Annotated in this window: 22 protein-coding genes; 11 read left to right on the top strand and 11 right to left on the bottom strand. The window is 71.3% G+C overall.

Features of this window, described 5'->3' with window-relative positions:
* Positions 1-42: 42 nt before the first annotated feature.
* Positions 43-747, top strand: coding sequence for a 3-oxoacyl-ACP reductase FabG (gene fabG / locus OG429_RS03245; RefSeq protein WP_328923733.1), 705 nt, complete (start codon positions 43-45; stop codon positions 745-747).
* A gap of 136 nt (positions 748-883) precedes the next feature.
* Here the strand turns inward: fabG and OG429_RS03250 are convergent, their stop codons facing one another.
* Both OG429_RS03250 and OG429_RS03255 read right to left on the bottom strand, forming a co-directional pair.
* The gene (locus OG429_RS03250; RefSeq protein WP_328923734.1) at positions 884-1,609 is read right to left on the bottom strand and encodes a response regulator transcription factor; all 726 of its coding nucleotides are present in this window, start codon (positions 1,607-1,609) and stop codon (positions 884-886) included.
* Positions 1,588-2,766 (bottom strand): sensor histidine kinase, encoded by a 1,179-nt coding sequence (locus OG429_RS03255; protein WP_328923735.1) that lies wholly within the window; start codon positions 2,764-2,766, stop codon positions 1,588-1,590. The genes OG429_RS03250 and OG429_RS03255 overlap by 22 nt, the downstream gene beginning before the upstream one ends.
* 177 nt (positions 2,767-2,943) lie before the next feature.
* Between OG429_RS03255 and OG429_RS03260 the strand changes: the two genes are divergently transcribed.
* Genes OG429_RS03260 through OG429_RS03270 form a run of 3 tightly spaced genes read left to right on the top strand, consistent with a single transcriptional unit; the run spans position 2,944 to position 5,157 of the window.
* Positions 2,944-3,423 (top strand): XRE family transcriptional regulator, encoded by a 480-nt coding sequence (locus OG429_RS03260; protein WP_328923736.1) that lies wholly within the window; start codon positions 2,944-2,946, stop codon positions 3,421-3,423.
* A gap of 7 nt (positions 3,424-3,430) precedes the next feature.
* Positions 3,431-3,976, top strand: a complete 546-nt coding sequence (locus tag OG429_RS03265) for a toxin (RefSeq protein WP_328923737.1) — start codon at positions 3,431-3,433, stop codon at positions 3,974-3,976.
* Positions 3,973-5,157, top strand: a complete 1,185-nt coding sequence (locus OG429_RS03270; protein ID WP_328923738.1) for an MAB_1171c family putative transporter — start codon at positions 3,973-3,975, stop codon at positions 5,155-5,157. The genes OG429_RS03265 and OG429_RS03270 overlap by 4 nt, the downstream gene beginning before the upstream one ends.
* 6 nt (positions 5,158-5,163) lie before the next feature.
* Here the strand turns inward: OG429_RS03270 and OG429_RS03275 are convergent, their stop codons facing one another.
* Genes OG429_RS03275 through OG429_RS03285 form a run of 3 tightly spaced genes read right to left on the bottom strand, consistent with a single transcriptional unit; the run spans position 5,164 to position 8,691 of the window.
* Complete coding sequence (locus OG429_RS03275; protein ID WP_328923739.1) at positions 5,164-6,006, bottom strand: SMP-30/gluconolactonase/LRE family protein; 843 nt, start codon at positions 6,004-6,006, stop codon at positions 5,164-5,166.
* Positions 6,003-7,145: a DUF1611 domain-containing protein gene (locus OG429_RS03280; RefSeq protein ID WP_328923740.1), complete on the bottom strand. Its 1,143-nt coding sequence runs from the start codon at positions 7,143-7,145 to the stop codon at positions 6,003-6,005. The genes OG429_RS03275 and OG429_RS03280 overlap by 4 nt, the downstream gene beginning before the upstream one ends.
* Positions 7,146-7,158: 13 nt before the next feature.
* Positions 7,159-8,691: an FAD-dependent oxidoreductase gene (locus OG429_RS03285; RefSeq protein ID WP_328923741.1), complete on the bottom strand. Its 1,533-nt coding sequence runs from the start codon at positions 8,689-8,691 to the stop codon at positions 7,159-7,161.
* A 101-nt stretch (positions 8,692-8,792) separates the two neighbouring features.
* Between OG429_RS03285 and OG429_RS03290 the strand changes: the two genes are divergently transcribed.
* The 3 genes from OG429_RS03290 (at position 8,793) to OG429_RS03300 (ending at position 10,888) form a co-directional block, all read left to right on the top strand.
* Positions 8,793-9,593, top strand: a complete 801-nt coding sequence (locus OG429_RS03290) for an AfsR/SARP family transcriptional regulator (RefSeq protein ID WP_328923742.1) — start codon at positions 8,793-8,795, stop codon at positions 9,591-9,593.
* Between the two features lie 165 nt (positions 9,594-9,758).
* Positions 9,759-10,439, top strand: coding sequence for a 4'-phosphopantetheinyl transferase superfamily protein (locus OG429_RS03295; protein WP_328923743.1), 681 nt, complete (start codon positions 9,759-9,761; stop codon positions 10,437-10,439).
* Between the two features lie 215 nt (positions 10,440-10,654).
* Positions 10,655-10,888 (top strand): hypothetical protein, encoded by a 234-nt coding sequence (locus OG429_RS03300; RefSeq protein WP_328923744.1) that lies wholly within the window; start codon positions 10,655-10,657, stop codon positions 10,886-10,888.
* Between the two features lie 219 nt (positions 10,889-11,107).
* On the opposite strand, the gene OG429_RS03305 is transcribed toward OG429_RS03300, so the two are convergent.
* The 4 genes from OG429_RS03305 to OG429_RS03320 all read right to left on the bottom strand — a co-directional run bounded on the left by OG429_RS03305 (position 11,108) and on the right by OG429_RS03320 (position 14,068).
* On the bottom strand, positions 11,108-11,551 hold the full coding sequence (locus tag OG429_RS03305; protein WP_405676627.1) for a transglycosylase SLT domain-containing protein: 444 nt from the start codon (positions 11,549-11,551) through the stop codon (positions 11,108-11,110).
* 383 nt (positions 11,552-11,934) lie between these two features.
* Positions 11,935-12,522, bottom strand: a complete 588-nt coding sequence (locus tag OG429_RS03310) for a hypothetical protein (RefSeq protein WP_328923746.1) — start codon at positions 12,520-12,522, stop codon at positions 11,935-11,937.
* Positions 12,523-12,719: 197 nt separating this feature from the next.
* The gene (locus OG429_RS03315; RefSeq protein WP_328923747.1) at positions 12,720-13,322 is read right to left on the bottom strand and encodes a TIGR03086 family metal-binding protein; all 603 of its coding nucleotides are present in this window, start codon (positions 13,320-13,322) and stop codon (positions 12,720-12,722) included.
* Positions 13,323-13,378: 56 nt separating this feature from the next.
* On the bottom strand, positions 13,379-14,068 hold the full coding sequence (locus tag OG429_RS03320; protein ID WP_328923748.1) for a hypothetical protein: 690 nt from the start codon (positions 14,066-14,068) through the stop codon (positions 13,379-13,381).
* A 320-nt stretch (positions 14,069-14,388) separates the two neighbouring features.
* Between OG429_RS03320 and OG429_RS03325 the strand changes: the two genes are divergently transcribed.
* Both OG429_RS03325 and OG429_RS03330 read left to right on the top strand, forming a co-directional pair.
* Positions 14,389-16,416 (top strand): LodA/GoxA family CTQ-dependent oxidase, encoded by a 2,028-nt coding sequence (locus OG429_RS03325; RefSeq protein WP_328923749.1) that lies wholly within the window; start codon positions 14,389-14,391, stop codon positions 16,414-16,416.
* A 34-nt stretch (positions 16,417-16,450) separates the two neighbouring features.
* Positions 16,451-17,596, top strand: coding sequence for a tryptophan 7-halogenase (locus OG429_RS03330; protein WP_328923750.1), 1,146 nt, complete (start codon positions 16,451-16,453; stop codon positions 17,594-17,596).
* A gap of 34 nt (positions 17,597-17,630) precedes the next feature.
* Here OG429_RS03330 and OG429_RS03335 read toward each other — a convergent pair whose 3' ends face one another.
* Complete coding sequence (locus OG429_RS03335) at positions 17,631-18,749, bottom strand: serine hydrolase domain-containing protein (protein WP_328923751.1); 1,119 nt, start codon at positions 18,747-18,749, stop codon at positions 17,631-17,633.
* Between the two features lie 221 nt (positions 18,750-18,970).
* Positions 18,971-20,581, bottom strand: coding sequence for a phospholipase D-like domain-containing protein (locus tag OG429_RS03340; protein ID WP_328923752.1), 1,611 nt, complete (start codon positions 20,579-20,581; stop codon positions 18,971-18,973).
* A gap of 337 nt (positions 20,582-20,918) precedes the next feature.
* On the opposite strand from OG429_RS03340, the gene OG429_RS03345 reads away from it, so the two are divergent.
* Complete coding sequence (locus OG429_RS03345; RefSeq protein WP_328923753.1) at positions 20,919-22,514, top strand: hypothetical protein; 1,596 nt, start codon at positions 20,919-20,921, stop codon at positions 22,512-22,514.
* A gap of 198 nt (positions 22,515-22,712) precedes the next feature.
* Positions 22,713-23,456 (top strand): TetR/AcrR family transcriptional regulator, encoded by a 744-nt coding sequence (locus OG429_RS03350; protein ID WP_328923754.1) that lies wholly within the window; start codon positions 22,713-22,715, stop codon positions 23,454-23,456.
* Positions 23,457-23,512 lie beyond the last annotated feature (56 nt).

The following is a 23,512-nucleotide window of genomic DNA, read 5'->3' on the forward strand; positions in this document are numbered from 1 at the left end:
GACCGGGCGGGAGCGCCCGGTGTCCCAGAAGGAGAGAAACACATGTCACGTTCCGTCTTCGTCACCGGCGGCAACAGGGGGATCGGTCTGGCCGTGGCGCGGGCCCTGGCCGCCGACGGCGACCGGGTCGCGGTCGGCCACCGGACCGGAACGCCCCCGGACGGATTCTGGGGGGTGCGCTGCGACGTGACGGACGACGCCTCGGTCAGGGCCGCGTTCGCCGCCGTCACGGAGGAACAGGGGCCCGTCGAGGTGCTGGTGGCCAATGCGGGTATCACCCGGGACACTCTGCTGCTGCGGATGGACGACGCCACGTTCGACGAGGTGCTGGAGACGAATCTGAAGGGCGTCTTCCGTACCGTGCGGGCCGCGGCGAGCGGCATGCTCGCCGCCCGCCGGGGCCGGATCGTGCTGGTGTCGTCCGCGCTGGGCTTCCTGGGCTCCCCGGGGCAGACCAACTACGCCGCGGCGAAGACCGCGCTGTTGGGCTTCGCGCGCTCGCTCGCCTGGGAACTGGGCTCCCGTGGCATCACCGTGAACCTGGTTGCGCCGGGGATCATCGACACGGACATGACGAGCGGGCTGACCGAGCGGCGCATGAAGCAGGTCATGGGGATGACTCCGCTCGGCCGGCCCGGTACGGCCGAAGAGGTCGCCGCGGCGGTCCGCTTCCTCGCCTCGGAGCAGGCCGGGTACGTGACCGGCGCGGTCCTGCCCGTGGGCGGCGGCATCGGCATGGGTATCTGAGCCGTCCGTGGCGCTCATGTGTGCCCCTCCGCGGCCGTCTCGGGCGGCCGCGGAGGTGGTACGAACCGTCCCGCGTCACCGGCGTCGTCGCCTGGCCCGGGGTGCGGACGTACTGCTGCCGGTGCCCGGCCCGGATCTACCGCAGGACGGCGCCCGGCAGGCTGTGCGGGCCCCGGAGTACGACGTCGGGCAGGCTGCGGGCGTCCCGTAGTCCGCGAGGGGCGGTCACGGGAGGAGCGATCAGACCGCGCTGCACCGCCTTGTTGGCCGCCTCCACCCGGGACCCCGCGTCCAGCTTGTCGAAGATGTTTCGCATATGGCGTTTCACGGTGCCCTCGGCGATGTCGAGTCGGCGTGCGATGCGGTAGTTGCTCAGTCCGCTGGCTGCGAGCTCCATGACCTGCGTCTCGCGGACCGAGAGCGGCGCGATGTCCGCGGGTGCGGGAGCGGCCAGACTCCGGGCGGAGAGCGAGATGGTGACCCGGCTGCCGCCGGCGCACACGTCGCGCACCGTGCCGGCCAGAGACTGGTGGCTCACGGTCTTGTGCAGGAACCCCCGGATGCCGAGCGGCAGCAGCGACTGGACCAGCCCCGGGTCGTCATGCATGGTCAGCACCATGACCTGGGTCTCCGGCGCGGCCTGGCGCAGGTGCCGGACGGTGGCGGCCGGGTCCTGGTTGCCGGGCATTTCGATGTCCAGGAGGAGTACGTGGGGCCGGAGTTCGGCGGCCAGGCGCACGGTCTCGGCGGCGTTGCCGGCCACGGCCACCACGTCGAAGTCCTCCTCCGCGTCGAGGAGTTCCGCCAGCGCGTCACGCAGCAGGGTGTGGTCGTCGGCTATCAGGATGCGAATGAGTTCCATGTCTCCCCCGGATGCGGCCCGTGGCCGGTGGTCAGCGGCACCCACAGCAACAGCCGGGTGCCCTTTCGCGGAGCGCTGAGCAGCAGGCAGCGCCCGCCCATCTGTGTCACCCGCTCACGCATGGCCGTCAGTCCGCCTCGGTGTTCGCGGCGGGTGTCGGGGTGGAAGCCCCGCCCGTCGTCGGTGGCCTGGACGTCGACGCGGTGGTGTGAGATCCGTAAGCCGATCGTGACGGCCTGCGGATCAGCGTGGGTGAAGGAGTTGCGCAGGAATTCCCCGACGACGAGGACGATCTCCCGGCGGTGGGCGGGCGGCACCCGCGACTCGTCACCCTCCACCGTCAGCCGCACGGGAACTCCGGCCAGGTTGAGCCGGTCCGCGTGGCGGCGCAGCGATTCCTCGAGGCCGTCCTGCGCGGCGCTGCGGGTTTCGCGCAGTCCGGTCACCAGGCGGCGCGTCAGGTCGGTGGCCTCCCGCAGCGCGTCCTGGACCGCCGCGAGGTGCCGCTGCGTTCCCGGATCGTCCGAGCCCGCGGTCCGGGTCTTGAGCTGGTGGAGCTCCAGGTGGCGGAAGGCCAGGGCCAGGCTGCCGCCCAGGTGGTCGTGGACGTCGCGGGCCAGGCGGCCGCAGCAGTCGTCGCCGGGCGCAGGTCGGTGCGCCCGCAGCCGGGTCTCGTAGCCGTGGGCCGCGGCCCGGGTGTGGCGGGCGGACACCCGGCGCACGATGTCCGCCGCATGTTCGGCGTCCGGCTCCCGGCCCGCCGCGTCCACCGTCGCGACGAGTGCGTCCGTGAGCCGGTCCATGGCGGACAGGCAGCCGGCGAGCCCGAGGTCCGCGGCGGCCCATCGGGCGCCGAGCTCGCGGAAGGACGCCTCCGCGGGTGCGTGGTCCAGGTGTCCGGGCGTCCGGGGCCGGGCGGTCGCGTCGAGGGCGCGGGCGCACTCCGCGAGGAGCAGTGCGGCCCGGGCGCGGGTGTCCCGCCACAGTTCCGGGAGGTCCACGAGCGGATGGCCCTCGGCCGTCAGGGCGTCCGCGTAGCGGGCCAGGACGTCGGCGGCGGCTCTCCTCAGGCGGGGGCCGGGCCGGTCCGGGGCCGGATCCGCGCGGTCCGCCGTACGGTGCGCGTCGTCATGTTCCGGCGCAGAGATGTCTCCCACCCAAGCCTCCCCGAATCGGGCCCCCGTGCCGACCCGCCGACTGTTGACGGCTGCCGGCACACACCCGCTTGTTCATCTCAGCTAACGATCCGACCGTAGGTGCGGGCCTGCGACCTGTCAACTACGATGGGGCGCCGTCACCCTGCTGGTTCACGCTGGCGGACAGAAGGAGTGTTGATGCCCCCCTTGGCCGACAAGGTCGACAAACTCTTCAGGACCATCCGCACCAACGGCCGGGAGTACACCTACGAGGAGGTCGCGCGTGGCTGCAGCCAGCTGAGCGGCGGCACGTTCTCCAAGACGTACGTCTGGCAGCTGCGCACCGGACAGCGCGACAACCCCACCAAGCGGCATCTGGAGGCGCTGGCGGCGTTCTTCCGTGTGCCCGCCGCGTACTTCTTCGACGACGACACCGCCGAGCGGGTCGACGCGCAGCTCGCCATTGCCTCGGCGATGGGCAACGCCGAGGTCCGTGACATCGCCCTGCGGGCCATGAGCATGGACGACTCCGGCCGCAAGCATCTGGCGCGCATCATCCGCGAGGTCAGTCTGCTGCACTCGGCGGCCTCCGCCCGCGGGCAGGCGGGCCGCGCCGACGGGCGGGCTGACGAGCCGGGGGACAGAGAAGCCGACGGCACTGCGGGCGCCGGGGAATAGACCGCCGATGCGATTCCTACAGCGACGTCGGCGCCGGTCCGGCCTCCAGGCGCTGCGCCGGGAGAGCCGGCAGCGGCTGGCCTCCTTCGGGCTGCCCGAGTCCTACGACCTCATGACCCTGTGCGACCACCTCAGCGGCTCCCGGGGCCGGCCCATCCATCTGCTGCCCATGCCCCTGGACGCGTCCGGTCCGTGCGGGCTGTGGCTGGCCTTCTCGGACGCCGACTACGTCGTCTACGAGCAGCACACCAGCCGGCACCACCAGGAGCACATCATCGCCCACGAGCTGGCGCACATGCTGTGCGGCCACCGCAGCGGAACCGCGGACTCGCCGGCCGTCGCCACGCTCTTCCCGGACCTCGACCCGTCGCTCGTGCAGGACCTGCTGTGCCGGGACAACTACTCCGACACCCAGGAGCGGGAGGCGGAGGTGATGGCGTTCCTCCTCGGTGAAGGCCTGCGCTCGCAGCAAGGCACGGCAGCCGCCGAGACGGACGGGGTACTCGGCCGCATCCAGGGCTCGCTCGACTGGCGCCGCCGGGACCGGACATGAACAGTGTCCGCTACCCGCTGGGCGCGCTGGTCTGCTGGCTGGCGTTCGCCCGCACCCTCCCGCCGGTCCTGCGGCGCGGACCGCAGCCGGCGCTCGTCGCCCTGTGCGCGTCGTTCGGCTGCCAGGGCATGTACCTCGCCATGTCGACCCCCAGCCACCTGACCGGAAAGCTCTTCGGCACGGTCACCTGGTACAACGTCTCCGTCCAGATGTGGATCATCGCGGCGATCGCCTGCCAGCAGGTGCTGCTCATCCACTGGCTGCACCCGCGGGAGGAGGCCCGCGTCCGCGCGCGCCGCCGGCTTGCCCTGATGGCCTGTGTGCCGTTGGCGATGGCCGTCCTCTTCGAGCTGGCCGTGCTGCACGGACCTCCCCGGAACAATTTCGTACACCCGCGGGAGCAGCCGTACTTCGTGGCCTACCAGGTCGTCTACCTCACGGCCTTCGCCCTCGGAAAGGCCGTGGTGGCGAAGGCGTGCTGGTTCTACGCCCGGCTGACCGAGGACGTCTGGGTACGGCGTGGACTGCGGACGGCGGCGGTCGGCGCGTGCCTCGACCTCGTCTACTCCCTGGGGCGGTTCGCGGACGTGTTCCTCGTGCACCGCGGATGGGACCCGTCCGCCTGGGCGGACGTCACGCGGACCTGTCTGACGGTGGGGCTGACCCTGAACACCGTCGGATGGACGGCGCCGTTGTGGGGCTCGCGGGTGCGGGCGGTACAGGCCTGGTGGGCCGACTACCGCCGCTTCCGCCGGCTGCGCCCGCTCTGGTACGCCCTGTACCGGGCCCACCCCGAGACGTCCCTGCAGCCCGCTCCCCGCAGCGATCTCTTCGCCCTGTGGGACCTGCGTTTCCGCCTGCACCGGCGGGTGATCGAGATCAGGGACGGCTGCCTTGCCCTGGGCGGGCAGGTTGCCCCCGGACTGGCCCCCGCCCCGGGGCCGGACGGGAGCGAGGAGGAGCGGGCGCGGTGGGAGGCGGCGCGCATCGCGGCCGCCCTTGCCGCGCGGCCCGGGCGGGACGGGAGGGGGGACCGGGTGGACGACGCCGGCCCCGTGTCGGTGATGAGCCCGGGCGACCTGGACTTCTCCGCCGACGTGCGGTGGCTGGTCCAGGTCTCCCAGGCCTTCGCCTCCGCTCCGGTCGCGCGGCCGGAGCCCGACCGCGCGACCGTCCCGTAACCGTCCTCAGTCGGCGAACGCCGTGGGAGCGAGGCCCTGGCCCGCACCGGGCACGACGAAGACGCTGCCCGCGAGCGGTTCGTCGTGCTCGGGCGCACGCCGCGCCGTGGTGACGTAGAGGTCGGTCAGGTCCGTCCCGCCGAAGCCGCACGCCGTGGTGAGCGCGGCGGGGAAGCGGATCTCCCGGTCGAGCGTGCCCCGGGGCGTGTAGCGGCGGACCGCGCCGCCACGGAAGAGGGCCACCCACACGCCGCCGTCGGTGTCGACGCACAGACCGTCGGGCACACCGGCCGTGCCGGTCAGTTCGGCGAACGGACGCGGGCCGGTTGCCTCCCCCGTGGACAGGTCGTAGTCGAGCACGTCGATACGGCACGTGGGGGTGTCGACGAAGTACATCCGGCGGCCGTCCGGGCTCCAGGCGATGCCGTTGCTCAGGCGGGCACCCGAGAGGGCGCGGTGCGTCACGCCCTGGGCGGATACGCGGCCCAGCCAGCCCGGGGCGGACGGGCCGGCCATCGTGCCGACCCAGAGGCGGCCCAGCCCGTCGACACCCGCGTCGTTGCCCCGTACCCCTTCTGCCGACCAGTCGGCGAGCGGGCGCAGCGACCCGTCGGGCTCGCACACCGCCACACCGTCGCGCATGCTGAGCACCAGGCCGCCGCCGGCCCGGGGCTTGGCGGCGGCGACGGGCTGTTCGAAGCGCAGGACCGCGTCGGTGCCGTCCGCGGGGCACAGCCGGTGCACCTCGCTGCGGTTCATGTCGACCCACAGCAGCGTTCCGTCGGCCGTGTCCCAGGTCGGGCATTCGGCGAAGGCAGCCACCGCGCGCAGCACCACCTCCACGCTCACCGCACGGCCCCCGCCAGACCGGCTCCCGCCCAGCCGGCCCCCGCCCGGCCGCTGTCCTGCGCTGCGGACCCGGACCACACGGCCTCGGCCGCGTCCAGCAGGACCGCCGCACCGTCACCGTCGAGGACGTCGGCGACCGGGAGTCCCAGATGGCGGAGCCTGCGCACGCTGTCCCGGCCGCGGGTGGCAATGGCCACGACGGGGGCGCCGCCGAGGGCTTCGATCATACGGATCTCCGTCTCCAGGTCGGCGAGGGGCAGATGGTCCCAGTGGTAGCGCGAGACGCGCTCGGCGTCGTGCGCGAAGACGACCGCGTCGGGCTGCGAACCCTGAAGGATCGCACTGGCCAGGCCGCCGAACGCCGGGTGCATGACGGACGCCTGACCCTTGATGATCAGTAGATCGTGGCGGGGGTCGGCCTGCTGGACCAGATGCTCGACCAGGCCCGCCGCCTGGAACACCGGGGTCCGGTCGATGATCGCGCCTTCGGTGCATCCGGCGAGCAGACAGGTCTGGCCGGTGCCCACGTAGCCGGAGTCGATGTCACGGGAAAGGGCTTCCCGGTGTATCTGGAGAGCGGTGGTGCGCTTTCCGACGACACAGTCGCTGCCGGCGACATGAATCAGTTTGGCGCGCCTCCTGTGAACCCGTCCGGAATACTTGGGAAGCACATCGTGCGGACGTCTCACGTCGACAATGCGCTGCCCTTCCGAGAGCATCCCGGCAAGTTCCGTGCCGAGCAGCTGCACATGGAGACAGGAAATGACGTGAAGACCACTGCGAACGGCGGTGTGTATCTCGTCCCACCAGAAATCGGGCAGGTCGCCCGGATCTCTCGGCGTGTGCAGGAACTTGCCGTCCAGCGACTCACCGAAATCGGACTCGGTCAGCGCCACCACCAGCGCCTCGGGGCCGTATTTCATGGCCTCGGCGACGGACCCGACGACCGGGATGTCGGTTCCCGGCAGTACAGATGCCGAGGTCGGGTGGGGGTGGGAGCGGTCGACGACCGCGACGGGGCGGAGCACCGTACTGTGCCGGATCACCCCCTGGACTGTCTTTCCCTCAGGATGGGCGAATACTCCGTCGGCGAACAGAACGGCAGGGAGCGGCAATTGCGAAAACTCTGAAAGAAGCACCGTGTCATCCTAACTACCGAACCGGGGCAGTTTGCCCGGCCAAATCCCGGACCGCCGAGTGGAGTTCGTCACGAAACGGGTCGCTCAGCGCGGCAACCGTGCCGTCGGGCCGCACGAGAACGGCACACGGGCGGCTCAGCCGCAGCAACGAGTGGCCGATATTGTTCGTATCGGAAATCACTGTGACGCGGACGCTCTCGTGTGCCTTCCGAAAGATATCGGCCAGGTCCTCGACGTCCCTGCGGTGGCTTCCCGTTCCGGGGAAGAGCAGCAACAGCGGCGCGGGGGCGCCCAGCTCGTCCCGCAGCCAGCGCCCGCGCTCCGCGTCGAGCGGCACGTCCGGCAGTCGCATGCCGGTCCGCAGATGGCCGGCCCGCTGGCGCGGCCCCGGATGCGCGAAGGACAACTGCGCCTGGCGCGGCACGACGACGCGGTTCAGGACACCGCTGCGTCCCGCGGCCCCCAGCGCCGCGTCCCGGGCCCGCGCACGCCAGCCGCTCATCATCCACATGCGCGTCTGGAGGTCGGTGTCGCCGACCACGGCCCGCGCGACCCTGAGCCGTTCCTCCTCCCACTGCGCCAGTGCCTCGTCGCCCCACCGGCCCTCGCGCACCCCGGCGAGGCGCCAGGCCAGCGAAGCCGCGTCCTCGATACCGGTGTTCAGCCCTTGACCGCCCGCCGGGCTGTGGATGTGCGCGGCGTCGCCCGCCAGCAGCACCCGGCCGACCCGCAGCCTGTCGGCCATCTTGCGGTGCACCCGGAACACTCCCGTGCGCTGCTCACCGATCAGCTCGATCGGCACCGGGCACCGCTCCGAGGCCGCGCGCTGCACGGCATCCCGGGGGTCGTCCACCGCCAGGTCGGGCGCCGCGCTCACGAACGTCCGGTACATGCCGCCCGGCAGCCCCACCACCACCAGCACTCCGGCGGGCGACATGAAGTAGTGGACCTCGTCATGGGCCAGCGAGGTACGGACCGGACCGTCCGTGAGCAGGAACTGCTGCGGATACGAACTGCCCCGGAAGGGCACTCCCAGCACCTCGCGGACCCTGCTGTGCGCGCCGTCGCAGCCGACGACCCAGCCGACGCGTTCCGTCACCCGGCCCCCGGCCGTCTCCAACTCGGCGTTCACCCCGGCGTCGTCCTGGGTGAAGGAGGTCAGGGACGTCCCGAACTCGATCGTCCCTCCCAGCCCTCGGAAGGTGTCCCGCAGGACCGCTTCCGTCTCCTGCTGCGGAATCGACAGGGCGTACGGGTAGCGCGTGCGGCGCATTCCGCCGAACGCCAGACGGGCGACACGCTCCCCCTGCGAGTGGTAGTTCTGCGCGCGCAACACCACGCCGCGCCGGTGCAGTTCGTCCGCGGCACCGAACCGGGCCAGGGCCTCGATGCCCCGTGGCCACAGGGCGATCGCCTTGGAGTGGGGGTTGGGACGCTCGGAGCGGTCGACGACGCGAACCGGCACGCCTCGCCTGAGGAGTTCGATCCCCGTGACGAGCCCCACGGGGCCCGCTCCGACGATGAGCACCTGCGACGATTCGGTCATGATTCCACCTTCTGTGCGGATGTCTCTTTAGGCGCAGCCATGCGCTTCTTGCGGGGCAGAGCCGCCGGACACGGCCCGCGTGCGTGCTTGTATTCCAGCCGGTGAACGGCGATGCGCACGGTGTCGCCGACGGACTGACGGAGGTGCTGGCAGCAGTGGCCGGCCAGATCTGTTTCTCGGTGCTCGGAGCTCTCGGCGTCTCCACGGGCACCACCCCACACACCCTGCGCGGCCCGATGGTGAACAAGGTGATGGCCCTGCTCCTGCTGCGGGCGGGCCAGGTGGTGGAGGTCGACACCTTCATCGACGAGCTGTGGGAGGAGCGGCCCCCGCGCTGGGCGCTCAGCACTCTGCGCACGCACGTCTACCATCTGCGCCGCCAGCTCGACGAGGTCCTGGAGTTCCCCGCCCAACAGCTGTTGCACACCCGCGTGTCCGGCTATCTCCTGGACATCGACCCCGAGCAGCTGGATGCCACACGGTTCACGCGGCTGTTCCGGGACAGCGAGCGGCTGCTCGCCCTGGACCGGCCGGACGAGGCCGTCGCCGCCTGCCGTGAGGGGCTGGCGCTGTGGCAGGGCCGCGCCCTGTCCACGGTGCGCCCGGGGCGGGTCCTCGCCGGTCACGTCCAGTACCTGGAGGAGTTGCGGGTACGGGCCCACCAGGTGCGCGTCGAGGCGGAGATGCGCCGCGGCCGCCACACCCACCTCGTACCCGAACTGCGCGACCTGGTCGCCGCGCACCCCTTCAACGAGTGGTTCCACCACTCGTTGATCGAGTCCCTGCGGGAGTCGGGCCGACGCGGTGAGGCGCTCAGCGCCTTCCAGGCGCTCAGGACCATGCTCCGGGACGAGCTGGGTCTCGAACCCGCCGACGTTCCGTCGTGGAGCGTGCCTGCGTGACGGGATCGTGCGCGGTCTGGACATGGACCTCCTCCTCGCTCTGCCTGGAGTGCTGATGGTGGAGCGCCGCCATGAAAGCCCGATAAAAGCGAGGGGAAGGACTGCCGGATGGGCGGAATCTGCCACCTTGGAGGCACGGGCGGCCCCTCCTTGAGGGGCACGGGGATGCCGGTCCTGGCCGTGCGCCCCGCACGGGACGTGATCGCCGTCCTGCGCCTGGCAGACGGATACGGGGACGGGTACGAGTACGGGGACTGCATGCATCCGGCGGAGCGGGCCCTGATGCGGGGCAACTCACGGGCCCGCCGCCGTGACTTCGCCGCGGGGCGCGCCGCGGCCGCCGACGCCCTGCGGCTGCTGGGCCGGTCGGGACCGGTCCTGCGCGAGGCCCGGCGCCCCCGCTTCCCGACGGGGGTACGAGGATCCATCAGCCACTGCCGGGGCGCGGTCGCCACCTGTCTGGCCACCACCCGGACGGACGTGGCCGCCGTGGGTGTGGACGTCGAACGCGTCGGCCGGCTCTCGCCGGAGACCGCCGGCCTCGTCTGCACACCACCGGAGCGGGCCCTGTTGGCCGGCGGCGACGCGGGCGGACGACTCCTCACGGTGGTGTTCTCGGCGAAGGAAGCCTTCTACAAGGCGGCCACCGCCCTGGACCTCCCCCGCGAGCCGGTCTTCCACGACCTGGAGGTCCTCCCGGACCCCGGCCACGAGAACGGCAACGGCAACGGGCTCTGCCTGACACCCGCCGCAGGGCTCCTCCCCGACGGATGCACCGTGCGGGGCCAGGTCCGGTCCGTCGGCCCGTACGTCTGGACGACAGTGCTGCTCCAGACCGACCCCTGAACGCCGTCCCGCACAGTGCCCGTCAGCCAGCGGGTTCCAGGTCCTGCTGCCCGGACTGCGGACGTCGGCAGGTCAGTACCCGGGCTGGACCCTGCCAGGGGACTACGCACGCCTGACTGGCACCCTGATTGCCAGGGCAACCGCGGAGACGCACGATCCCTGAGAAGTCGCCAGAGTCAGCCGAGTAGGCGCGAATGCTTTGAAGGTGAACGGTTGTGGCTGCGCTCGTCTATTTTCGGAAGATCTTTGAAGATTCGGAAGTGGTGCGTTATGAGTTCGGGGATGATCACGACAGCTTCTCGCGGCGACTGACCATGAGGAAGGTTCCTCGGACCTCAGTCGCCGACGACGGCCTGGTGGACTACACCTTCCTGAAGGCATTGAGGAAGATCAACGCGTTGCACACAGAGCGTGGCCAGTGGCCGGAGCGCGGCATGAGTGCGAGCTGACGCTCACACGTACCCCCCGTCGGGAGCGGGCCGGTCTCACCTGACCGCCTGGCCGTCGGGCACCACCCGCGCGAGTGAAGGCCGTCGTGCTGAACGTGACGGTGACCGACCCGAAGTCCCTCTTCGGCTACCTCGGCTGACCGAGGGAGCGCGAAGACGCCCGGCCGGGATGGTCCCGGCCGGGCGTCTTCGTTGCGTCTGCTGCTGTCCGCTGGTGGCTTAGTACCAGTGGTGGGTCTGCCAGAAGTTCCAGGCACCGACGGGGCTGCCGTAACGGGAGTTCATGTAGTCCAGGCCCCACTTGATCTGGGTGGCCGGGTTGGTCTTCCAGTCGGCGCCCGCGGAGGCCATCTTCGAGGCCGGCAGGGCCTGCACCAGGCCGTACGCGCCCGAGGAGGCGTTCGTGGCGGTGTGGTTCCAGCCGCTCTCACGGGAAACGATGTTGTTGAACGCCGCGAACTGCGCCGGGTCCTTGATCATCTGCTGGGCGATCGCCTTGGCGCTCGTCGGGGCCGCCTGAGCGGGAACCGTGGCGAGCATGGAACCGGCGACACCCACGGCGACGACGGCACCCGCGAGGGTCTTCTTCGAAGCGGCGATGCGGCGGATGACGGACTTGGACACAGACAGACCTTCCGAAGGCAACAAGGACAGTCGCGGCATGCCGAAGACATGCGTGAGCCACTCACGCAAAGGAGAGGGATTCACCAGCGGCGGGGGTAAGCACCCGTGCCGCCCGGCGACTCATCCAGTTCTACAGACGCCCCCGCCCCCTGGCAACGACCCCACCTACTACGCACCCCCGGAGTCCGGGACCGGCGCCGCCTAAGCACACCGGAAGGGATCCGTGCAGGTGAGAGACGGTACGAGCAAGCGGAATCGCGCCGTGTGAAGGCTACTAGCCCGGTTCGTATGTGACGTGGGCCCTATGGGGCGGGTCACCGCCGGGGACCCCGAATCTCACGCCGCGTGACCACACATACCCCCTTCTACGGAGTGGCCGAACCCAGCCCAAACCCCCGATTCGAAGGAAACCGACCCTGAGGTCAGGGCGCGTCCTCACCCGCCAGGAAGTCGGCGATCAGCTCGGGCGGGTTCGCGGCGCGGGTCAGTGCGAACATCTCCTCGGGGTCGAACATGTCGTAGAGGATCACGGGCACAGCACGGCCCAGAGCGGCGGTCAGGTGCCCGCCTTCGTGCAGTTCCCGGGCGAGGCCGACGCACAGTCCGCGGAAGTCCGACTCGAACCGTTCGGCGCGCTCGTCCTCGACGTCCGCGGCCGGATCGTCCTCCCGCCACAGCCCCTCGGCCACTGCCTCCCGGCGGTACAGCTCGGCACCCCGGGGATCGTTCTCCGGCTCGTGCCCGAGGACGCGGATGCCTTCGAGGCCGGATGGCGGGAAGTACGCGTAGCTCCAGCGGGCCTCCCACCGATCCGTCGGACCGGCCTCGGCGGAGACCTGGGCGGCCTGCTCCCCGGTGGTGTACCCGACCGCCAGATAGGGGAACCGGGGGTCCTGGTCGACGCTGTCGAGCCGGAACGTGACCGCGTACGTCCCCCGCTCCGATGCCTCGGGGAAGCCCGCCAACGCCTCGACGGTCCGGTCCGTCATGTGCTGCCTGAAGGTGGTCACGAAGCCTCCCGGGTCGTCGTCCCAGCGCCTGAGGACTCCTCCGCCGGTGACGGGTGCGGTCCCGGCACCGGGCAGCAGTATGCCGAGTCGCCCGGAGGCATCCGCCGCCCGGGACCGGCGAGTGCTCCTGAGGCGCCGAGGCGGTCGGCCTCATGAGCGGCCGGGGTCCGCTCCAGATGGACGGGTGGCGGCCTCCGTCACGGGGACGTCGGCGGCCTCCAGCCCGGATCGCGCCCGCTCAGCCCGACTGCCCGGTCCAGCAGCGGGGCGTCTTCCGCTACGGGCACGACGGGTCCGAAGATGCCCCCGCCTCGGCTCTCGTCCTCGGCAGCCGCCAGCAGGAACGCGTGCGAAACGCGCAGCGCGGCCTCATCGGGTACGTACTCCTGGCCGGTGGCCCGAGCCAGGTCCCAGCCGTGGACCACCAGTTCGTCGACGGCCACCGCACCGGCGATGTCGCCGGGCAGGTCCACGCCGCCCGCGCGGGTCATGCCGGTCCAGGCGGCCGGATCCTTCCAGGCGTCGGCCAGTTCGCCGAGGAGCTGGGGCAGTTCCTCGCGCCAGCGGGCGGGCAGGGAGGGCGCGGCCGAACCGGGGGCCGTGTCCGTCGTGGGGCCCAGGTCCTTGCGGGCGGCGTCCCGGAAAGCGGCGGCGAGGCCCGCGAGGTGACCCAGCAGGTCGCCTACCGCGTAGTCGGGACAGGGCGTACGGCCGGCGAGCCGGGCGTCCGGGACGCCCGCCACGAGACCGGCCACGACCCGGGCTTGCGGTCCGAGGTCGAGAGTCGCCGTATCAGTCATCTGCCGCTCCTCCGAGACGATGGGTCTGAAGGGTAGACCGGCAGCGGAGCCCTCACTCATCGCAACACGGACCGGAAACCCTGTCGGCGGTCGGCGTACCAGTCGACGCGTGTCCGTGAGGTGACGGGCAGGGCTTCGAGCTCGTCGTCGCCCAGGATCCGCTCAGCGGTCTCGTTCGAGCAGCCGACATAAGTGGACAGCAGGTCGCAGTCGGTGGTGACCACCCAGCTGCGGTCCTGGGGCCACCAGAATTCCGGGCCGTCCGACCCCACCCTGCCCTTGACCTCTTCCCGTACGGATTCCACATCGGCCAAGCGGGAACGGCGGACGAGTGGTCCTTCCTCACCCCAGCTGAGCGCCGCCAGGTCATAGGCGAAGTAGACGTCCTGGTCGCCGGTCATGCCGGCGAGCAAACGTGCCAGCGCGCCCCGGCTCCGGCCGTCGAGGGCCCCCTCCTCGGTCTGCCAGACCCGCTCACCCGCGGCGCCGTGCACGTCGGGGAGCGAGAGGTGGGACAGCTCGGAGTGGAAGGCGATGCCGCCTTCCACGGCCCACGTCTGCCACCTGCGAGTACGGCCCGACCCGTCCACGGCCTCGAACCGGTGAAAGATGCGCAGGTATGCCTCGAACCCGCTCGGCACCAACTCGGACACCACGTGCCCCGGTCCGGTACCGGACCGGCCGAGCCGTTCCTGGAGCCAGGCCAGCCCCGTACCGTCGTACGTCCACGCTCGTGCCCTCACCATGGCGTCCATTCTCCTGGACTGCGCGAGCCTGCTTCCCCAGGGCGAGGGCACGGCGGCCGCTTCGGCGGCGCGGGCCGCCCCGCTGTCCAGTCTGGTGGAGTTGCAGGTGCCGTGCGACTCGGCGGCCCTCACCCCGGGCGCCGGCGCGCGACCACCCCTCCGTGCACGGTGCGGCCCGGCCTTCGGTCGCGCATCGCACACTCGTTTGTCAGCATGGAGAGTTGTACGGACGATGCACCCCTGCACCCGTGCACAACGCTCCACGAGCCCTGGGCACCCGCAGTACAGCCCGGTGGCGCCGCATCGCGGGAGATCGAGACATGGCCGTCATTTCCGCTTCCTCTTCCTCAGCACCCTCCGAGAACGACAACCAGGCCAACGGCATCCCGGCCGCCGAGCCTCCAGGGCCCGACACCCGGATCGTGCGGGCCGCCATCCACCCCGCGATCGGCGTCGCCCGGGTCGGCGACAGCGTCGACGAGTTCTTCCTCGCCCCCGAGACCGAAGACGGGCCCCCGCTGCCCGCCGGCTCGTACAAGGACGCGACCGGCGCCCTGAAACGGCAGGCGGCCCGGTTCCGGGTATACGGCTACAACGCGGCCGGAGAGCCGGTGGCCGAACTCACCGCGGACAACGCCGAGGTGCGCTGGACCGTGCACGTCGCCAACAAGAAGGCCGCCTGGTACCAGTTCCAGCTGGCCCTGGACATCCCCGAGGCCGCCCAGGCGGACGAGAGCCAACTGCGCAACCCCCTGGTCGCCGGTCCGGACCGCCCCAAGCTGATCATCGACCCGGGCTGCCGTTCCGTAGGCGGCCGCGACCGCGCCGGCCGTCCCGAACTGCGCTTCGACACCGGGACGTTCCTCCGCATCCCGGTCTACCTCGGCGAGCTGCGCACCGACGGGGCGGGACGGCTGATCTTCCTCGGCGGCCGGGGCGTCTCCGAGTCCGTCGATTTCAAGGAGGCCGAGACCTTCGCCAACAACGACGGCTGGTACGACGACATCTCCGACGGCCCGGTCACCGCCGAGGTCCGGGTCGACGGCCGCGCGCTGCCGGTCGAACCGGCCTGGGTGGTGGTCGGCCCGCCCAACTACGCCCCCGAGCTGAAGTCCGTACGCACGCTGTACGACCTCGTCCGCGACGCGTTCACCACGTCCGGAGCGCTCCCCGAACCGGCACAGGTCTCCTTCACCCACGACATCCTGCCCATCCTGCGCCGCCTGTGCGACCTGCAGTGGGTCAACCAGGGCCTGGCCACCCTGTTCGGGCACGGCGGACGTGAACACTTCCTCGACCCCGACCTGCTGGCCGCCCTCTCCGACCCCGGCCCACGCCACGAGGAGCTGCGCCGGCAGATCTCGAAGACCATGCGCGACCCCGACCGGGACGGCAGTTCACCGATTCCCTGGCCACCCGTCTACGGCGACGCGATGAGCCTGCCGCCCGTCTCTGCACGCCAGCACCTGGCCCTCTCGCCGCTCCAGACACGGCTGTTGGCGCGCTGGACCCGCGGCGATTTCGTCCCCGACCACGTCCTCGGCGGCGACAGCACGCCCACGGAACTCGACCGGCTGCCGCTCGCCGCCCGGCCCGCCGCCCTGGACCGCGCGGCGCTGTCGTTCTGCCTCGCCGACGCCTTCCACCCGGGCTGCGAGATCACCTGGCCGATGCGTCACACCACGCTGTACAGCGCGCCGTTCCGCATCCGCCACCGCCCGGAGAGCAACCCCGAGCGCTCCTACGGCAGGGTGCTCACCCCGCAGACCGCCCTGGCGTACGACGGGCCGCTGTACGCCCAGGGACCCGGCGACCTGACCCGCTGGATGGCCGTGCCCTGGCAGACGGACACCGCGAGCTGCCGCTCCGGGTACGAGCGCCGGTACGACCCGTACCTGCCGACGTTCTGGCCCGCCCGGGTGCCCAACCACGTCCTCGCAGAGGAGGACTACCGGATCGCCGTCGACACCACGCGCCCGCGCGAGGAGCGGCTCGCGGCGTTCGCGCGGCGCTCCCCCTGGGACCGCTGGCTGCCCCCGCCCTACAAGGCCACCATCAACGCCATGGTGAAGGACTTCGGCCGGCTCGGCCTGGTCGAACGCCGTCCGGGCGTCACCGACGACCCTCTGCTGCCCGCCGAGATGCTCGTCGAGTCCGAAGTCTCCTTCCCCGCCGAGCCGGCCCCGCCGCCCGCCCGCAACCTGTTGACCCTGCATGTGCCGCTCGCCGCCGACGAGCGGCTGCGTGACGCCGTCCTGGCGACCGCCGTCGCCCTCGCCGAGGAACCCGACGAGGAGCTGTCGGCCGGCTACATCGAGAAGGTCGCCCGCTTCCCGGGCAACCGATGACCCGGCACACGGCAGCCGGCCCCGGCGGCCGACGGTGACGCGTCACGAGGTGTACGACGCGGTCGTCGCCGGCGGAGGGCCGGCCGGAGCGGTGGCCGCCCTCGTGCTCGCGCGGGCCGGGCGGCGCGTGGCGATCGTGGACGACCCTCCCGCGCCCGCGGGGGGCGCCCACAAGGTCGGCGAAAGCCTGCCGTCGGCCGCCGCCCCGCTGCTGCGCGACCTGGGCCTGTGGCCCGACGGCACCGCCGCGCCCCATCTGCGCTCGACCGGGATGTACGTCTCCTGGGGCTCGCCCGCGCTGTACGAGCGCAGTCCGGTGCAGGACCCGTACGGCGCGGGGTGGCAGCTGGACCGCCTCCGCTTCGACGCGTTCCTGCGGGAGGCCGCCCACGCGGCGGGTGCCGAGCCGCTCCGGGGGCAGGCCGTGGACGCCGTGGACGACGGCCCCGGCCTGCGCCTGCTCGTGCGCCAGGAGCACGGCACACGGGAGCTGGGCTGCGCCTGGGCCGTCGACGCGACGGGACGGCGCGCGGCCCTCGCCCGGCGTCGAGCGGTCCGCCGGCGCCAGGACCGGCTCGTGGCCGTCCACGTCCTGCTGCCACGTCAAGACCCGGCGGTCGGCGGGCAGTCGGACCGGGAGGCCAGGACCGTCGTCGAAGCGGTGCCCGGCGGATGGTGGTACACGACGCTGACCCCCGTGGGCCGGATCGTCGCCCATCTGACGGACCCCGACATCGCCGACCCCCGTCTGCGCACCCCCGACGGGTTCCTGCGCGCAGCCCTGCACACCCGGTACATCGGCGCCCGCCTCACGGCCGGGGACCTCTCCGGCCCGCCGGCTCCGCGCTGGAGCGCCGCCCACGGTATGCGCCTCGCGCCGTACGCCGGCCCGGGCTGGATCGCCGCAGGTGACGCGGCGCTGGCCTTCGACCCGCTCTCCTCACAGGGCATCCTCACCGCCCTGCACAGCGGAGCCCGCGCCGGCCTCGCCGCGGCCCTGTGCCTCGCGGGCGCGCCGCCCCGCCCGGTCCTGGCCTCGTACACGGACTTCCTCGACGGCATCGACGCCGCCTACGTACGCCACCACGCGGAGGCGTACGCGGCGGAAACCCGTTGGCCGGAACTGCCGTTCTGGCAACGGCGGGGGCCCGTCCGGGAACCGGCGGACGTGCACACGTAGGGGGTGCGGTCGGTCGTACCGGCGTGGCGCCGCGTCAGTCGCACAGAGCTGCCGTCTGCACTTTAGCCAGCCCCGTACCGAGCGGGATGGGCGTCTTCTTCTTGAGCTCCGCGCCGAGGTCGTAGACGTTGACGGCGACGGCCAACTGGCGCTTACCGTCGGCGGTGGTGAGGGAGAAACTGGTGAAACCGGGTCCGGCTCCGTCGGTCGCCCATGCCTCGACCCGCTTGGCGCCCGGCTCCGAGCCGCAGGCCACGTCCACGCGCCGCACGCCGAGTCCGTACGGGTCGGCGCCGGGCAACCGCACCGTGGTCAGGAGTTCGCGTTGTTCGGCGGGGCGCAGCAGCTTGCCGGAGAACAGGGCCCGATGGAAACGGGCCAGGTCGTCGACGGTGGAGATCATCGCACCCGCGGTCCAGTCGTACGACGGGCTGAACCGGGTCACGTCCCGGCCCTGGAGGTCGTACCCGTGCAGGTGAGGGCCGTGGATGGCTGGGTTGGTCACCGGAAAGGAAGTGTTCTCGAGGCCGAGCGGGTCGAGAATCCGTCGGCGGATCTCGGCGGGCGCGCTGTGGCCTGCGGCGGCCTCGATCACCAGACCGGCGAGCAGATAGTTGGTGTTGGAGTAGTTCCAACCCTCCCCGGGCACGAAGTCCGGCCCGTGCCGGACGGCACGGGCGATCACCTCCCGCGGGGTGTAGACGTAGTCCCATTCGTGGCGGTCCAGGTAGGGGGCGAAGAACTCCGGCTCGTTGGTGGGGTCGTAGATCCCCGAGGTGTGGTTGAGCAGCTGCCGGATGGTGATGGCCTCGCCGTCGCTGCCGTTCCCCTGGACGACGCCGGGCAGCCACCTCTCCACACTGTCGTCGAGCGAGAGCCGTCGTTCGCCCGCGAGCTGCAGGAGCACCGTCGACACGAATGCCTTGGTGTTGCTGGCAGTGCGGAACCGGTGGTCCGGCCGGGCGCGCTCGCCGCTGGCCTTGTTCGCGAGCCCGGCCGCCGCCCGTGACTCCCGCTCTCCGTTCCTGGCGTAGGCCACGGCACCCGGGAATCCGTCCGCGACTGCCTGCTCCAGGGCCTCCTGGAGACCGGCGGGCGGTACCGGCGCCGGCTGCGCCGCAGCCGCCGGGAAGATCCCCGATACCGCAACCACGCATGTTCCCGCCCACAGCGCCGCTGCCCGTGCACCTGCTGTCAACGTTCCTGCTCCCGCCTCTGTTGCCTGTGCCGTTCAAGCTCAGAGTGCCGGGCCGCCCCACCCGGCGCCCATCCTGCTGACGCCCGGCCGGTACGGGGGTTATCCCTAGGAGTGAACACCAGGCCCCGGGAGCAGTGGGTCCCGGGGCCTCGGGTGGAAGAGTCGCGCCGGTCGGCTCAGGCTGCGGGGCAGATGCCCTGCTCGTAGTCGACGGTGGCGGTCTGGCGGGAGTACTGCCACTGCGGGTTCAGCAGCTGGGTCGTGAGCTGCCGGGCGGCGTCGGGGCTTTCGACGACGTACCCGAAGTCCTGGAGCCAGGCGGGATAGAGGTTCTTCGAGCCGAGGTAGAACGTCGAGTCGTCGACCGCGACCACCTTGTGGTGCTGGGCGTACGGGTGGCCGTCCGCCCAGGTCGGCGCGGACGAGCTGCGGAAGGTGGCCAGCTGGAGGTTCGAGCACATCGTCGTGCGCGCCGTGCCGCGGTCGCCGGTGACCAGGGCGAGACGGTCGCGAAGGGTGTCGCTGATCTCGGAGAGGGACTTGATCTGGGAGTAGCCCCCGCTGCCGACGGCGCCCCGGTTGGCGGGATCGCTGACGACGATGCGGACCTTCACCCCGGCTGCCAGCTTGGCGGCGAGGGCGTCGTACACGCGGATGTCGTAGCGCGGCAGCGGCGGGCAGGTCGCGTTGACGTCCTGCTGGGAGATCTCGATGTGCCGGCCGGCGGTGGAGATCAGGGTCCGCAGCGCGCTCTCCTCCGGGTTGACCGTGTCGTAGTCCCGGTCGGCGTTGGTGTTGTCGTGGAGCCCGACGACGCACTTGGTGTCGGGTGCGGTGGGCAGCTGGGGCCGGAAGGCCGAGACCGGGTCGTTGCGCAGGATGCCCACTCCGAGCCCGCCGACGGCGATGACGGGCACGTCGCCCTGGGGCGCCGGGGCCGCAGCGGCCTTCGGCATCGACGGCATGCAGGCGGCGCCGTTGGAGGAGGCGAACCAGACGCTGGCGATGTTGTTCTTGTTCTGGCAGGTCCAGGACCACAACTCGTCGAGGTAGCGGCCCGCCGAGGCGGCGCCGGGCCCCTTCAGCGCCAGGTCGACGTCGGCCACCGGGTGGCTGGTCTCCAGGTAGTCGTCCTTCCAGCTGTTGATCCCGCCCGTGACCACCGACTGGCCGTCGACCAGGAGGATTTTGGAGTGGTTCCAGGAGAACGCGGTCTTCGAGGTCGTCATCGAGGCGACGGTGAGGTCGATGTTCCGCGCGTCGTCACCGAGTTTCGCGACGAGTTCGTCCCGGTACTTCGACGGCACCACGTTGAGGTGGTAGATCGGCGCGGCGCCCACGAGGACACGCACCTTGAGCTTGTTGCCCCGCGCCGCCGACGCCTTCAGACCGGAGACGAGGGCGTCCTGGAACGCGCCGTTCGGGAACGGCGCCAGAGTGGATATGTCGACGGTCTGCTTCGCCTGGGCGACGTTCTCGGAGATCTTCGACAGCAGGCGTTCGGTACCGGGCCGCTGCGTGCACGCACTGTCGCCCCAGCAACCGGGGGTCTGGAGCAGCCAGTCTCCACCGCCGGGTGTCGAGGCGTCCAGGGCATTGCCGGCGGTGCGTTCCCAGACTCTTCCCTCAAGACCGGGTGAGACCCGGCGGAGTTCCTGTTCGACGGAGTCGAGGTGCGGGGTCTGAGCGGCCGCCGCCGGGACGGCGGGCAGCAGCACGAGCAGGGCAGCGGCGGCCGCGGCTCGGGTGGTGAGACGGGTGGGCCGAAGCGGGCTGGGGCGGAGCAATGTGAGTTCCTTGCAAGAGGGGTGGCCGTCACCGCGTCCCCCGTATCGGGACCTGACGGGGCGACAGGCGAGATCAACTCGCAGAAACTATCAGCCCGATAGACGACGTAATCACCTCGTATATCGGATTCGGCCAAGCGACTCCACGGTGCGCCCGCCGGCCGGACGCCGAACCTGCCCGGACGCGGATCAGGGTGCCGCGCGGGAGCCCTAAACCATCCACAACCACCTTTAAATGTACGACAGTTACCGAAACGATCAAGCTTGCGTTTCGCATCGCTGATCTGGAACCCTCCGTTCAACTTGCCCGTCGCACGAGTAACGGAGGAATCCCCACATGCCCATACGACGAACACGTCGCGTCTGGCCCACGGCATGCGCCGCGGCCGCGCTCGCGTTCACCGGCCTCGCGGCACCGGCCCAGGCCGAGAACCTTCCGCCGGACATACCGGCGTCCTGGATCCAGGAGCCCCGTACGGCCGAGAGCAGCACCACGCCGTACACCGCCCGCGCCATGGCCGCTCCCGGAGGCGCGGCCTCGGCCGGTGACTTCACGCTGTCGCCCGGCGCGTTGAACACCGAGACCACCCAGCGGGTCGCCCGCCTGGACTCGGTGCTGCCCAAGTCGGGAGTGCAGAACCTGCTGGCCGGCGCCAACCGCACCGCCCAACCGTGGTGCTCCCGCGACCCCTTCGGCACCGCACCGGACCCGGACATCAAGTACTGCCTGCAGAACGACGACTCCGTCTCGCAGGAGTGGGTGCCCCAGGGCTTCACGGGCGTCTCCGACGCCAAGGACAACGAGCTGTGGGGCGACGCCGGGAACATCCAGCTGTTCGCGTCCTACGACGGCTGGGACCCGGGCCGGGAGACCGACCCGAACCCGGCGACCGGCGACTGCACCACCGCCGAGCTCGAGGCCAACGACGCCTGCAACCAGAAGGGCGTCCGGATCACCTTCGTGCAGAGCCGGACCAACCCGGCCACCGGCAGCCCCGAGGTCAAATACCGGCACGTCCTTCTGGGCTGGACCTATGTGAACTCCGCCGACCACGTCTCCTTCGACGGTCTGCACGCGTCCGAGTACCCCATCCAAAAGGGCGTCCACGCAGGCGGCATCGTCTGGTACGGCAACTACCTCTACGTCGCGGACACCCGCAACGGCCTGCGCGTCTTCGACATGCGCACCATCATGGACCTGGATCCGGACGGCGACCCCAGCACGCACGACGCGATGGGCGCCGACACCGACGGCGTGACGACCACCTCCAACACCGAGGACAAGACGAAGGTCGGCCGGCACGACAACGTCTGGTACAGCTTCGGTTACCGCTACGTGATGCCGCAGGTGGCCGCGTGGAAATTCAGTGCGACGCAGAGCAACCCCCTGGGTTCCTACGCCTGCGTCTCCACCGGCGCCCCGAAGGCCTCCTACATCTCGCTGGACCGCAGCACCGTCCCGGACCGCCTGATCATGGGTGAGTACTGCCGCCCGGAGAGCGGCTACCCGTCCACCGGCCGCATCGCCTCCTATCCGGTCGCGGCCCTGGAGGGGCGCTCCGCCGACGTTCCCTCGGAAGGCTGGTCCAACTACCTGCCCATGCCCAACGGCGGCGCCCAGGGCGCGGCGGCGTACAACGGCACGCTGTACGTGAACGAGTCCAAGGGCACGGACGAGCCGGGCAACCTGTGGCGCTACAAGTGGAGCAACGGCCAGCTGGTCCAGGAAGGGCAGGCCGTGAAGACCGCCCGGGGCGCCGAGGACCTCTACGTCGAGCGGGGCACGGGACGGTTGTGGTCCCTCTCCGAACACCGCCCCGGGGCGGCGTCCGACTGCACGGCGAACCGTGACCCCGCCGATCCGGCGGGCACGGACTACTGCCAGCGCGTGCTCTACGCGCACAAGCTGAGCTGGCTCAACGGCCAGCCGTAGCCGGGGAGGCGGCCCCACCGGGGCTGGGGCGGCGGGGCCGGTAAGGACCGCCGCTCACCCCCGCCGGAACCGCGCGAAGGCTTCGCCCGGCCCCGCCCGGACAACCCGGTGAACACAAACGGGATATTTCGTAGAAATACGGATTATATTTAGTTGATATCCCTACATCACAGGGCCGCCCGTGATGGGAGTGCTGACATGGATGAGCGGGACACCCCGGAGAGGCGCAGGCGCCTGAGCCGCCCGCTGGTGCTCACCGCAGCCGTCGCCCTGGTCGACCGGGAAGGGCTCACAGCACTGACGATGCGGCGTCTCGCCGCCGACCTGGGCGTGGAGCCGATGGCCATCTACCGGTACACCGCCGGAAAGGACGCCCTGCTCGACGGCCTCGTCGAGGCCTTCTTCGCCGAGGTCAACGACCGGCTGCGGGCCTCGGCCGAAGGGGGCCCCGACGACGGAGAGACCACGCCGGGCAGCCCGTCCTGGCGCGCCGAACTGCGCCGCATCTCCCGCGCCTTCGCCGCCGCGGTGCACGCCCACCCGGAGATCCTGCCCGTGGTGGCCACGCGCCCGCTCAGCGTGCCGGTGGCCCGGCGCCCGGCGCCGGTGCTCAAGCTCTGCGAGCACATCCTGGAGGTACTCGGCCGGGCCGGCTTCGACGACGCCACCGCGCTGACGATCTACCGCGCCTTCGTGGCCTGGAACCTCGGCTGCCTGCTCGTGGACAAACGCCAGGTGGTCGACAACCCCGAGGAGCCGGACCTCATGCTGCGCCTGGGCCTGCACCTGATGCCCGCCGCCGAGTACCCGCGGCTGCGCGCACTCGTCCCGCGACTGGCCGAGTACGACGACGAGCAGGAACTGATCGCGGGCCTCGACTGTTTGCTCAGCCGGTTGCCCGAGGCGCCCCTTGACTCGTTCTACGGCGGAAGCGCAGGCTGAGAGTACAAAGTACACATCGAACATACATGTACATGTCTGCCTGTGTGCGTATATCT

Origin of the sequence: Streptomyces sp. NBC_00190, assembly GCF_036203305.1 — a bacterium.
In the GTDB taxonomy this organism is placed as follows: domain Bacteria; phylum Actinomycetota; class Actinomycetes; order Streptomycetales; family Streptomycetaceae; genus Streptomyces.